The organism is Microcoleus sp. Pol12B3 (assembly GCF_036701355.1).
Classification (GTDB): domain Bacteria; phylum Cyanobacteriota; class Cyanobacteriia; order Cyanobacteriales; family Microcoleaceae; genus Microcoleus.
The window spans coordinates 21,880-35,406 of the sequence record NZ_JAUBQS010000010.1 but is presented as its reverse complement, the minus strand read 5'-3'; the positions used below and the strand labels follow the sequence as shown (position 1 = coordinate 35,406).

Annotated in this window: 7 protein-coding genes; 4 read left to right on the top strand and 3 right to left on the bottom strand. The window is 43.1% G+C overall.

What is annotated here, in order from left to right; translation table 11 throughout:
• The first annotated feature begins 551 nt into the window (after positions 1-551).
• A complete protein-coding gene (locus QUA53_RS07295; RefSeq protein WP_333095947.1) occupies positions 552-1,757 on the top strand; it encodes a glycosyltransferase in 1,206 nt (401 codons plus the stop codon).
• A gap of 121 nt (positions 1,758-1,878) precedes the next feature.
• On the opposite strand, the gene QUA53_RS07290 is transcribed toward QUA53_RS07295, so the two are convergent.
• The gene (locus QUA53_RS07290; RefSeq protein WP_333095948.1) at positions 1,879-7,791 is read right to left on the bottom strand and encodes an AAA family ATPase; all 5,913 of its coding nucleotides are present in this window, start codon (positions 7,789-7,791) and stop codon (positions 1,879-1,881) included.
• Positions 7,792-8,305: 514 nt separating this feature from the next.
• On the opposite strand from QUA53_RS07290, the gene QUA53_RS07285 reads away from it, so the two are divergent.
• The 3 genes from QUA53_RS07285 to QUA53_RS07275 all read left to right on the top strand — a co-directional run bounded on the left by QUA53_RS07285 (position 8,306) and on the right by QUA53_RS07275 (position 11,231).
• Positions 8,306-9,049, top strand: coding sequence for a hypothetical protein (locus tag QUA53_RS07285; RefSeq protein ID WP_333095949.1), 744 nt, complete (start codon positions 8,306-8,308; stop codon positions 9,047-9,049).
• A gap of 82 nt (positions 9,050-9,131) precedes the next feature.
• Complete coding sequence (locus tag QUA53_RS07280; RefSeq protein ID WP_333095950.1) at positions 9,132-9,413, top strand: hypothetical protein; 282 nt, start codon at positions 9,132-9,134, stop codon at positions 9,411-9,413.
• A 105-nt stretch (positions 9,414-9,518) separates the two neighbouring features.
• Entirely contained in the window at positions 9,519-11,231 is a 1,713-nt protein-coding gene (locus QUA53_RS07275) for an NAD(P)/FAD-dependent oxidoreductase (protein WP_333095951.1), read from the top strand.
• Between the two features lie 573 nt (positions 11,232-11,804).
• On the opposite strand, the gene QUA53_RS07270 is transcribed toward QUA53_RS07275, so the two are convergent.
• Entirely contained in the window at positions 11,805-12,356 is a 552-nt protein-coding gene (locus QUA53_RS07270) for an NYN domain-containing protein (RefSeq protein WP_333095952.1), read from the bottom strand.
• Between the two features lie 180 nt (positions 12,357-12,536).
• Positions 12,537-13,397: a glutamate racemase gene (gene murI / locus QUA53_RS07265; RefSeq protein WP_333095953.1), complete on the bottom strand. Its 861-nt coding sequence runs from the start codon at positions 13,395-13,397 to the stop codon at positions 12,537-12,539.
• Between the last annotated feature and the right edge of the window lie 130 nt (positions 13,398-13,527).

Sequence of the window (13,527 nt, the reverse complement as noted above, 5' to 3'; positions counted from 1 at the left end):
TTTTGAGTTGGGAGATTGCTTCCTGAGTGCCCACCCACAAGGGATGAATGAGTTATATCAATTCCGGTTGCAAGAGCGAAATGATTGTTGACTGTTTACTCCGTGTCAAAAAACTGAATGGTTGAGTGTTAACTGTTGACTCGATTTTATTATTCCGATGCAACCGGATTGGATGTTAAACATCGACTAAGTGTTTAGTTGATTAAAAATATAACACCCAGAAACCTGGTTTCTAAAAGAAACCAGGTTTCTCCAGTCTGGCATTATTTGAGGTTTAATTAAATTGAGTGACTTAACATTGTCATAATAGACATAATATAATAGTCGTTACGCTCGCACAACCGTAATGAAATTAATTGGTAGTAATGAAGCTAGTCCTAGTAATTTTAGTAGGACGTAAGCCGTCACAACAAATGTGAAAATGATGATTTTGTGCCTGCATGATATAATGATACTTTAAAGAGCGTGGCTTCGTGAGTTAACAAAGGTACAATAACATTAAATAAACTCAGTGAACGCAACAAATTAAATTAAATTAAGGTACGAGAATTGTGGAAATTAATCAGCTACTGTTCCTATTGATAGATGTTGTGCTATTGGCGATCGCCCTGATCCTTCTAATTCCCGTTGCAGTTCTATTTCTAGAATGCAGTGCAGCTTTCTTGTCCGGCCAGGGCGAGACAGTGGAAAGTAAAGCACCCCGCCCCAAAGTAGCAGTTTTAATTCCCGCTTACAACGAAGCAGCAGGAATTGCCGCCACCATCTCCACCATATTGCCACAGCTAACACCTCAAGACCGCCTGTTAGTGATTGCTGACAACTGCACGGACGCTACTGCAGAAATCGCCCGTAACTCCGGTGCAAGTGCGATCGAGCGCCAAGACACACAACGCAAGGGCAAAGGATACGCACTGGATTTCGGCTTGCAGTCGATCGAATCCGATCCCCCCGAAGTAGTCATCATGGTTGACGCAGACTGCATCTGTCAGCCCGACTCTATAGAAAAATTAGCTCGGGTTGCAGTTGCTGAACAAAGACCTGTGCAAGCAACTTATCTCATGGAACAGCCACCAAATCCTACTCCTAAAGATTCCATTTCTGCTTTAGCATTTCTTGTAAAAAACTTAGTTCGTCCCAGCGGATTAAAAAAGTTAGGATTCCCATCATTACTAACGGGTACTGGCATGGCTTTTCCCTGGTCGATAATTCGCTCGGTTTCCCTAGCTAGCGGCAATATTGTTGAAGATATGCAGATGAGTTTGGATTTGGCGATCGCCGGACATCCAACAGTATTCTGCCCCGAAGCCAACGTCACCGGGTGTTTGCCACAACAGCAGCAAGCAGCTAAAAGTCAAAGAACCAGGTGGGAACACGGTCACATACAGACATTGTTAACTCAAACTCCCCGGCTGACAGCAGCTTCAGTCCAGCAAAAACGTTTTGACTTATTGGCGATCGCCCTAGACTTATCCGTCCCTCCCCTGTCGCTGTTAGTCGCTATCTGGCTAGCTGCTTTTGCCGCCTCCTTACTAGCAGCAATTTTGGGAACATCCTCACTTCCCGCCGTTTTGTTAGCAGTACAAGGATTGCTGATTTTAGTTTCAATTGTCAGCGCTTGGGCAAAATTCGGGCGTGCCAATATTTCTGGCTCAACTCTTTTATCTGTACCTTTTTACATCCTTTGGAAAATCCCTTTGTATCTAGGTTTTCTCCTGAAACGCCAAACCAAATGGGTGCGAACAGAACGCGATGTTTAATATTTAGATTGAGAAGTTTTAACCGCAGATATCAGCCGAGAAATACAGATGAATGCCGACAGAATTGTATCTACGTTCATCGGGGTCCATCTGCGGTTAAAAAAATCTTATAAAAAAATCTTCACTGCTTCACGGGAATTTCAATCACAAACTCAGCCCCCTCACCGGGCGCGGAAAAGCACATTAACTTCCCGCCGTGTTTCTCTACTACAATCTGATAACTGATACTCAACCCTAAACCGGTACCTTGCCCCACAGATTTTGTAGTAAAGAAAGGATCAAATATTCGAGATCGTACTTCCTCCGTCATCCCCCGACCATTATCAGCAATATAAATTCTTACCAAGTTTTTGTCGCATACCTCAGTCCGAATCTTAATCTTTCGCTCAAAGATTGGAGATAAAGGATTTTCTAGTTTTGCCGTTGTCTCCGGTCGCCCAACTGCTAACTCCACTGCATCAATTGCATTGCTCAAAATATTCATAAACACCTGATTTAACCCAGAAGCATAACAATTTACCTTCGGCAGTTTACCGTACTCTTTAACTACCTCAACGCCATGTCCGAGTGCATCCTTTTTCAACCTATGCTGCAAAATTAGCAGAGTCGAATCAATCCCGGAGTGAATATCTACTGGTTTCATCTCGGCTTCATCCAGGCGTGAGAAATTCCGGAGCGACAGCACAATATTGCGAACGCGATCGACCCCAACCTGCATTGATTTTAGAATTTTGGGCAAATCTTCTTGAATAAAAGTGAGGTCAATATCTTCTGTTTTAGCAACAATCTCAGGATTAGCATTCGGGTAAGACTCCTGGTAAAGCTTAATCAATCCCAGCAAATCCGAGCTATAATCATTAGCATGGAGAACATTCCCATAAATGAAATTAATCGGATTATTGATTTCGTGAGCAACCCCCGCTACCAACTGCCCCAAAGAAGACATTTTTTCCGTTTGAATTAGTTGAGTCTGCGTCGAGCGTAATTCGGACAAAGTAACTTCTAATTGTGTCGCTTTTTCTCTCAATTGCCCCTCAGACAGTCGCAAAGCATCCTCTGCTGACTTGCGATCCGTAATGTCCTGTATAGTTCCAAATAACTTAATCACCTTACCGCCATCAAAAATAGCTTGCGCCTTAACATAAATATATCTGACAGCTCCATCAGGGCGCAAAATTTTCATCTCATACTCGCAAGGATTTCCTAACCGACTAATCTGCTCTACTGCCTCTAGCCACAACTGTAGGTCATCTGGATGAATTTGCTTCTTGTGTTCTAAAATCGTGGGTTCTGGTAGTTTAGGGTCAAGGCCAAAAATTCGGAATACTTCCTCAGACCAAGTTAATTTATCCCCCTCCAAATCAAATTCCCAGTTGCCGAGGTGTGCCAGTTTTTGAGCTTCTTGCAGCTTAGCTTCTTTAGTCTTTAATTCTTGCGTGCGCTCTTCTACTCTCAACTCCAGCGTCCGCGAATAATCCTCCAACTGTTCCTTAGCCTCCGACAAATTAGCAACAAGTACCGCATTTTCTAAAGAGATAGCAGCTTGGGAAGAAAGAATTTTCAAAACCTCCAACCTAGTTGGAGAAAACGCTTCAGTAGCTAAATTATTTTCCAGATAAAAGACACCGACGAGTTTGCTTTGATTCAGAATAGGAGTACAAAGCGCAGACTTCACTTGCTGCCTTTTAATATAGGGGTCGTCTGTAAATATACCTTCTCTAGCTGCCTGGCTTAAAACTACATCTAAGTGCGTTTTCTCGACATAATTAATCACCGTTATTGGCAAAACCTCTGCAGGAGATACTCTAGGGCATTGCTCAATTGCAACATCCGAAGACTCCACCGATGCCGCTGCTTTAATCCGCAATTTCCCTTCCTCGGGCATCAGGAGAAAACCTTTTTGGGCTCCAGCATTCTCGATCGCCATTTTCATTAACTTTTCTAACAACTTGTCCAATACAATTTCGCTAGCTAGCGCTTGAGATGCTTTAACAACAGTTGTCCAATCCAATAAACTGCTGTGACTGCTGCTCGTGCTATAATTAGTGCTAGTAATAGTTCGATCTGCGCTTGCTTTTCCCATCGATGTAGGGGGTAAAGAGATCGGATACTGTGACTCCAAATGTTTTACCTTGGCGGTTGCTCCCCAGTGAATATAGCCGTAGTAAGCATCTATCAGATAAGTCTGAGCCACTTTATTTCGACCGTTAGCTAGATAAAATTCTGCAGCTAGTTCATTGGCTAGAGCTTCTTCGTGGATGTATTCATTTTTCGATGCTCCTTTCACTGCTCGATCGTAATACAGAGCAGCTTGTTCATATTGTCCCAATACTCGCGCTTTTTCTGCTTCTACTAAATCATATTTATGCTGATAATTTCCCGGAGAGCTCACAGCCCAATGCTTCATTTTTTTTTGAAGCGAAGTCACTTGTTTTAAATGTTTTTTCTGTTCATTTTTGGCAAGGGTGGGATACAACGCTAACAGCGCTAGGGAATAGTAAAAATTGTGGATGGGAATATACATCATGCTCATTACAGCCTCACAGTAAATTGATGCTGTTCTGGCATTTTCTACGGCTTCTACATAATTTTTAAAGAGATAACTTAGCCATGATTTAGATAGATATACTACAAATAGTACTAGATTATTTTTACTCTCCCTTAAGGTTGGCAGAATCATATCTTCATTAAATATTTCGCCAATTAACAGGCAAGGATTAGCTGTTTTACCTTGCAAATTCAAGACAACTTGCGCCCCTACTCTGCTATGGTTCATCATAAATTCATTCTGATAATTCACCAACATTTGAATATATTGACTCTGCTTAGTCTCCACAGAGTCCAAAGGTTCGCCACTCAAAAATATATAATTGCTGTAAAAACTCGCACAGTAACAAGCATTGTTTATATCTCCGGTTTCTAGTCCGCTCTCAATACCCTCAATTAAACCTGTAAAACTGGCTCTGCCACTCTCAGACCAGTGACGGATCATAGCATTAAAAGGTAGTGAAATTTGAGAGTGGCGCCAGTTGGTGTGCAATCTTTCTAAAAGTGCCTGAGCCATTTGACCGTATCGGTATCCAGAATCCATATCACCTAATACTCCACAGTGGATCACACCATAGTTTGCATACCCAAAACTAGACAGTGGCGCATTCCCGTATTTAAGAGAAAGAGTAACCATTTTAAATATGATCAGCGGGAATATTTCGGGTGCTGCTACAAAAGCGGCCGGACTCATATTAGTTAAAATCCGTAGAGCCACAATTTTATTAGGGTCAGTCATTGGTGGCAGATCCAATAAATCCTCAATCTGATGATTTCTTAAAGCTAATTTTGTCCGTATCAACTCTAGGAAAATATTTAATTTAGTTGGTTTTTTCGGTATATAGACTCCCAGCATTTTTAAAGCTTCTATAGCTACATCTATCGAAGTTTGGGATTGATTTTGATTGAAGTAGAAAAAAACCTTTAGCTCGTAAACTTTAATTTTATCAAGCAAATTTTGGGCGCGTGCTATAATAACCTCTGAGAGCTGAAATGCACCCTCAAACTCGGTATTTATATAGGAGGATTCCAGCGCTTCGGCATGGAGTTCCATGATTAAGTCATAGTGACTCTGCCAAGCTCGATCGGGTAGAAGTTCTCGACCCACATTAAAATATTTGAACGCTGCTTCATAGGCGGCAGAACTCTTAGCTTTTTTGCCAGCTATAAGATTAAAGTTAGCTAGTTCATCTCGCTTTTCTTGATTTGTGATGAATTCCACCCCGATATTCAGTTGGTTGACAATATCAAAGATATTTTCTGCTATCTCCGATGCTGGAGTTGAATTTAGTAGCAGGGTGCCGACTTTTAAGTGGGTTTGTTTTTTATCGCAGTCAGGGATTAGAGAATAGGCGGCTTGTTGTACGCGATCGTGCAAAAACTTATAATCAATTGAGCGGTGCATAATTGCCGGATGATTTTGATTGTTTTGTGGGATGGGAGTCCCGCCTTTCCGGTGTGTTTTTACAATTTCCTCATCAAGCATCGGAATTTTATAAGCATCGCTGATGGGAAGAATTAAACCAGCTTGCAGCGCATCCCATAAATCCGCCGCAGTTTCGGAACCTGATTTGCCCCTAACAATTGCCAAAGTTTCTAAATTAAAATGGTTGCCTATACAAGCAGCTAATTTTAATACTTGCTGCGTCTCCTCCGGGAGTTGTTGCAGATTCCTAGCAACTAATTCAACGACACTGTAATCTGCAATGCCAGCGGCTTCAATTTCCGTGATGTCCCACTGCCATGCACCAACACTGAAATCAAAAGCTAACAGTTGTTCTGAGTGAATAGTTGAGAGCAGTTGAGTTATAAAAAAGGGATTTCCGCCAGTTTTATTAAAAATTAACTCTGTCAAACACTTTAAATTTTTGGTCTGATTGCCCAAAGTATCCCCTACTAGCTCACTGACGCTGTTCAAATCCAAACATGGGAGGATAATGTGATGCACAGCAACTCCATTCTCTTGAATTTTTTCTACAGTTTGAACTAAAGGATGAGTGGAATTTACTTCGTTATCTCGATAGGCTCCTATTAGTAAAAAATATCTGCTATCTTGATAAGCTACTAATTCCTGAATCAATTTTAAAGAAGCTAAGTCAGCCCACTGTAAATCATCCAAAAATAGAACTAATGGGTGTTCTGCTTGGGCAAACACATTCATGAATTCTTTCAACAATCGATTAAAGCGATTTTGAGATTCTGTCGCTCCCAATTGTGGAACAGCAGGCTGCGAACCAATGATTAGTTCGACAGAAGGGACAACGTCAATAATAATTGCACCGTTATTACCCAGCTTTGACAAAAGCTTTTCTTTCCAAATTACCAAGTCTTCTGAGCTTTGTGTGAATAACTGCTGCATCAATAACTCAAACGCTTGAGTTATTGCAGCATAAGGAATATCCCGCTTAAACTGGTCAAATTTACCAGCAATAAAATAACCCCGCTGCCGTACAATTGGTTTTTTGATTTCACTGACAACTGAGGTTTTACCAATGCCTGAGTAACCGCTTACCAATACCATCTCAGTTTTTCCCCCACTGACTCGCTCGAAAGATGCCATCAAATTAGCTACTTCTTGTGTGCGACCGTAAAGTTTTTGGGAAATCAAAAATTGACCGGATTTGTCAAGTTGGCCCGGAATGAAATTTTCTATTTTGCCCGTAGTTTGTAGCTGAGTTAGACATTTTTCCAGGTCTGCTTTTACTCCCAAGGCACTTTGATATCGGTCTTCGGCATTCTTAGCTAATAGTTTCATGACAATAGATGAAACCATCGAGGAGACTTCACTGGTTAGCTGATGGGGAGGAACAGGTGTCACCGCAATGTGGCTGTGAATTAATTCTAAGGGGTCGGTTGAATTAAAGGGTAACTCTCCTGTAAGCATTTCATAAAACGTGATGCCTAGAGAGTAAAAGTCAGTTCGGTAGTCGAGGTCGCGGTTCATTCGACCAGTTTGCTCTGGGGATATATAGGCTAGAGTGCCTTCTAGCGCTGTGGTATTGCTATTTTGGTGAATCTCTCTAGATAGGCGTGTTGCCATGCTAAAATCAGTGATTTTTACTTGTTTCAAATCTGGTGTGATGATAATATTTGAGGGTTTTATATCTTTATGAATGATCTGGTTTTGATGCACTTCTCCGAGAGTCTGAGCTAGTTGAATAGCCAGTGGCAAAAACTTCTGAATTTTAATATTTTTACCAGCTTGATGGTGCTTGAGAGATTGACCGCCACAATCTTCTAAGATCAGAGCGAAACTGTTGTTATATTTTTCTAAGCTATGGGGTTGGACAATCCCTTCGAGTCGGAGATTCGAGCTAATTTTATATTCATGTCTCAAACGAGTAATTTCTTCTATTGTGGGATACTCCGTATTGAGTGTTTTAATAATGACTGACGCTCGATCGCATTCTCGGACTCCGCGATAAATGATCGAGTTCACACCAAGTTGAACAACTTCTGTGATTCTGTAACCAGGAATTGCTTTCATGGGTCTTATTCTATCTATGACTAAATTTTGGGTAAACATTTTGCTTGATATCGATCGACTGTCGAGTTTAGGGTACTTAAGTATTTTTATAGATCGGGGTATATTAGAATACTTAGATAATGTTAAAACACCAGTAATTACTCATGGATTTTTTAAATAGGGAGATGCCTAAACTTTTTTGAAATGGCATGGAGGAGCGGACGGCAGAACATCTGGTTTGAACTTAGACTTAATCCTGTACGGTCTCACACCTCACTCAGTTGATTACAATATTGTAACAAAATTCTATGATGCCGATCGCACACAGGACAGGCAAATCCTTATAAATTAAAGGTTTAGCTAAATCTTTGAGCCTTGTCACCCATAAAAAATGGGGCGCCCAGGGCTGGAAAACGCTGGTTTAGCCGATCGAGAGTACAATCTAATATGACGTGCATCATAAACAAGCATGATTCAGATCATAGATTTAGGATGATCAACTTGCTACCATGTGTTCATCATCAGGTGCATCGCCATGGAAGAAGTCCTAGCATTGATTGAAAAGAAGAAGCAAGAATTTGCTAAATCTGGGCTATTTGAGTTTATGCGGGACACAAGTATAGACCCAAGACAGCGCCTAGCTTTCGCTCCCTGTGTTTCTCCTTTCGTGATGAGTTTTGGTGAATTTAACAAGTATGTCTTCCGAGAAGAACCAACCAACGATCCACTTCAGGTAATAGTCAACAATCACACTTATGAAGACGATCATCACTGGTTGTGGTTTTTGCAAGATTTGGAAACACTGGGTATTAACAGATCAGTGAAGTTCAGCGATGCTTTGAATTTTCTGTGGAATGAAGAAACAAAAGCTTCGCGTTGGGTATCACATCAAATTTTTCGCTCTGCTTTTGGGGCTAGTCCTACTACTAAGTTAGCTATTCTGGAAGTGATAGAAGCAACGGGTAATGTGTTCTTCTCAACGGCGGCACCTATTGCTCAAGAATTACGAACAATTACCCAAAAGGAGTTTCTTTATTTTGGGTGTTTTCATCTAGCAGTGGAAACAGGTCATACTACAGGAACGCCGGAAGTGGATCACTTGATAAAAAACATACAACTGTCAGAGGAAACCCGTCAAGAGGCTGTTAAGATAGTTGATAACTTGTTTGAAGTTTTTACCGAACTGACGGATGAGCTTCTGGTTTATGCAAAAACCCATAGCTTTGAGCAACCTTTTGCCCAACCCCGGGATATTTTGCAACCTTTAAACGCTGCGTAGATTGCGAAATGTAAACTTTTCCAGTTTTAGAACTCGAACGTTTTAGGATTAGATAACTTCATTACTTAGAAGGAGAGGCATTATGTCAGAAGTGAACAGCAATTCAACTCCAATCAATGAGCTAGAACCGCATCTTATTCATACTTGGACGGAGAATTTGGATATTGCTCATACTTGGACTGAGAATTTGGATATTGCTCATACTTGGACTGAGAATTTAGATATTGCTCATACTTGGACGGAGAATTTGGATATTGCTCATACTTGGACGGAGAATTTAGATATTGCTCATACTTGGACGGAGAATTTAGATATTTCCCACACTTCTCACATACCGGAAGAGGAAAAACTCGCAGTCGGATAAAACCTGTTGCAAACAGATTTCAGCCTCGCTGATTCCGACGAGGCTGACCAGTTATACATTTGTCTCTTCAATGCCCAAAAGTAGTATCTACTATCTCTATTTGATATGAGCCATTACGACGTTGTTATTGTCGGCGGCGGTCCCGCTGGGAGCACTGCTGGCACTCTGATCAAGAAATACAATCCCAATCTGAGCGTGCTAATCGTAGAGAAAGAAAAATTCCCTCGCGATCACGTTGGGGAAAGTCAATTGCCTCAAATTAGTGATGTGCTTCAGGAAATGGGATGCTGGGACAAAGTAGAAGCAGCCGACTTCCCGATTAAGATTGGTGGAATCTATCGCTGGGGAACAGATCCACAGCCTTGGGATTTTAATTTCATTCAGCCGGAGTTGTTTAAAGATGAACAGCGACCTGCTAAATTTGAGGGTCAGAGACGGCAAACTGCTTTTCAGGTCGATCGAGCAAAATATGACGAAATTTTGCTGCGCCACGCGGCAGAAATGGGATGCTTAGTCAGAGAAGAAACTGCGGTTGTTAAGGTAGATGTAGTGGGCGATCGGATTACGGCTTTGCACGTGCGATCGCAAGAACAAATAACCGCCCGCTACTACATCGACGCATCCGGTCACATTGGCGTGCTGCGGCGAGCTTTGGGCGTTAAGACACACAGCCCGACGCGACTGCAAAATATAGCTATCTGGGACTATTGGACAAACGCTGAATGGTCAGATAAAATTGGCGTTGGCGGCACCCGGATACAGGTAATGAGTTTGAGTCACGGGTGGCTTTGGTTCATTCCCTTGGGCCCAACTCGCACCAGTATCGGCTTCGTTTGCCCTGCAGAACATTATAAGTCACTGAAAAAGCGACCAGAGGATATCTATACCGAAGCCCTCAATAGCGAACCTCGCATCAACAAGTTAATCGCTAATGCTACCAGTACCGGAAAGATTGAAACTACAAAAGATTGGTCATTTTTGGCTGATAAAACAGTAGGAGAAAACTGGTTTTTGGTAGGTGAAACTGCTGGTTTCGCTGACCCGATTTTATCGGCGGGCATGACTTTAGCTCATACCGGTGCCCGTGAATTGGCTTACACGATTTTGGAATTAGAGCAAGAGCAGCAGAAATACGACGGCAACTGGCTTAAATCTCAATACGACCACAATCAACGGAGCCGAGTTGAACAGCATATTCGCTTCGCTGATTATTGGTACGCTGCTAACGGTCAATTCACTGATTTACAAGAACATTCAAGGGAAATTGCGCGGGATGCTGGTTTGAATTTAAGCCCGGAAAAAGCTTTTCGGTGGTTAGCTCAAGGTGGATTTACGAATGATATTTTGGGTCAAGCGGTGATTGCTGGATTTGATTTGGGTTGTATGAAACAGGTGATGCAGCGCTTTTCAAAGGAGGAGGTTCCTTGGCTACTTTCGGCGTACAATGTGTTTCAGTTAGACTTAGTGGAGGCTGATATTGAATTTGTAGCGGTTTATAATGCTGGTGAAATTAACAGGATCAAGTGTTATGTTAAGAACGGTCAGCGCTTGCCCATTACAGGTTTTTATGGTTTGCTGATTGAAATTTTGAGCCACACTCAGTACATTGAACAAATTTATCGGCAGTTGATACTGGTGCTTGGAGAGCGTTTTTCTGTGCAACACGCTCGAGTAGCTCTTCATCAAGCCCTTGGGTGTTTGGAGGTGATGGTGAGTTCTGGTATTGTCAAGGCGATATTAAACCCGGAGTTGTCTAAGTTGAATATTTCCATACCTATGGAAGGTGAGTTAATCCACACTCACAGCGATGTGAATTAAGGCGCTACCAGAAAGCTTCACACCAAACCATCTCAAATCTTAAAAAACAAAAAGTCTGAAGCTGGAAAATTCCAACTTCAGACTTTTACTAACTCCCCGGGTAGGATTTGAACCTACGACCAATCGGTTACACTTATCCCAACGTTTCCGAAGGGCGCGGACTATTTCATCATCCCTACAAATCATGCTTTTGATCTGTCGTCGGATGTCGGGCGCTGTGAGATTTATTGGTTAGGCTCCTCATCTCTAGTCTCTGCACCTTTCCAGCTACTTGCGATCGCAACCGCTGCCTTTCGCCAGACTTGGCTCAAGATTGCCGCCACCCGAAGTGCTACGGTTTCCTTGAATTCACCCGATTTTTCAGTACCCGTTACCGGATAGAGCTGCTATGTCATTAGGGCTTTTGGTTGATGCCAAAGGCTTGCATTCATTACAGCCGACCGCTCTGCCACTGAGCTACCGAGGATTGGGTTTTTTTGTTACCCACAATTACTAACAATAGCTGAACTTACTCGATTTGGCAAGGCCTTTGACAAACTTTTTTTTTGTCATACAGCAAGAGGGTTTCAGCAGCTAATGCAGCCCCATTCTCAATTTGGCGAGGCGCTGCTGGGATTCTGGATCGAGGGAACTGGCGAGAAAGCGACTGGAATTTTGTTTGCGGGATTTGTGCCTGCGCTCGCTGCGGCGGGCGGTGGATTCTACGTCAGCCGCTAGTTGTTCGGCGGACATCCATTCGGCACCGTAGCCGACTACGGTCAATTGCTGCGCTCGGTCTGAGGTGGCGACAATCATGCGACCTTTACCTTTGACCCGCAACTCGTAGCGCAAACTAGCACAAGATTTTTCAATATAAGTATCTGCTGTCTGACCGAAGTCAGTGTAGTGCACCGATAAATTTTTAGTAATAATTTCTTTAACGCCGGGAGTATCTCGATAGTGGGCGTCAAACACCAGTCGAGCCTCAAAATCTTGAACGGCGCTGTAATTAACTAAAACCTCAATCAACTCGCGGCGAGCTGTTTCGAGTTCGTCGCGATCGCGCTTCTCTCGGAGTCGAGGCCAAAGTCCAATTATGTTATAGCCGTCTACAAGTAAAACTGCTTGTGATACATAGGGTGACATGGTTCAAGGCTGAAGAGATCCAGCACGTATAGGACATTATTTGCATTGTTCATCAAAGCTTTTGTTCAATAATATTACCTATTGATGTGTAATTGCTAGGTTACATCGCAATAATTAAACCCCCCAGAGCCAGCTTTACCTGAGTTTTGGGGGGTTAGATTAACCTATAAATTTTCCAGCTTATTCGGCAGATTCCAGCGATACGGGCGATGGCTTACGCCCCGCTTCGCTACGTACAACTGTCGGCAGGGATATTTTCTCAACAGCAGGAGTACAACCGAGCCACTGCACCGACAACTCCGCAAACTGCTGCGGCGGGCCGCTCACGCAAAAACGAGTAGGTAGCGCAGTACCAGGATTCCGCAGCCCCAAAAGCTCCAATTCTCTGGCAGCAGCAGCCACCACCCGTACTGCAGGATCGATCGATGTCACCCCAGCAGGCAAAAGCGAGCGAAGCACAGGAGCCAACAGAGGATAATGAGTGCAGCCGTAAATCAGCGTATCGATGCGCTGCTGAATCAAAGGAGCCAAATATTCCCGAGCCACCTCACAAGTATAAGGGTCGTGAATCCGGTTTTGCTCCACCAGCGGCACAAAAGCCGGACAGCTAACCTGCCACACCAGGCAAGAATCGTCCATCTCCAAAATCGCATTTCGATAAGCATTGCTAGCAGCCGTAGCAGGAGTTGCGATGACCCCGATCCGCTTGCCTTGCTGCACCGCAGCCTGCGCCCCCGGCAGAATTACTCCCAGCACCGGGATATCAAATTCAGCCTGCACCATCTCCATCGCCAAAGCAGAACTGGTGTTGCAGGCCATAATGACCATTTTCACATCCTGTTCCACCAACCAGGCCATAATTTCGCGGACAAACTCCACAATTTCTGACGGCGTGCGAGTGCCGTAGGGCAGCCTCGCCGTATCTCCAAAATAAAGTATCGATTCGTTAGGCAATTGTCGGTACAACTGTGTCAAAACAGTCAAACCGCCCACGCCGCTGTCAAAAATACCGATTCTTTGTTGTCCAGAGTCTGTTGTCATTTGTTAGTTGTCAGTTGTCAGTTGGCAGTTGTCACTTGTCACTGGGCACTGGGCACTGGTCAGTTGGCAGTGGTCAGTTGTCAGTTGCTACCAATAACAAATAACAAGTAACCAATTACCAATTACCAAT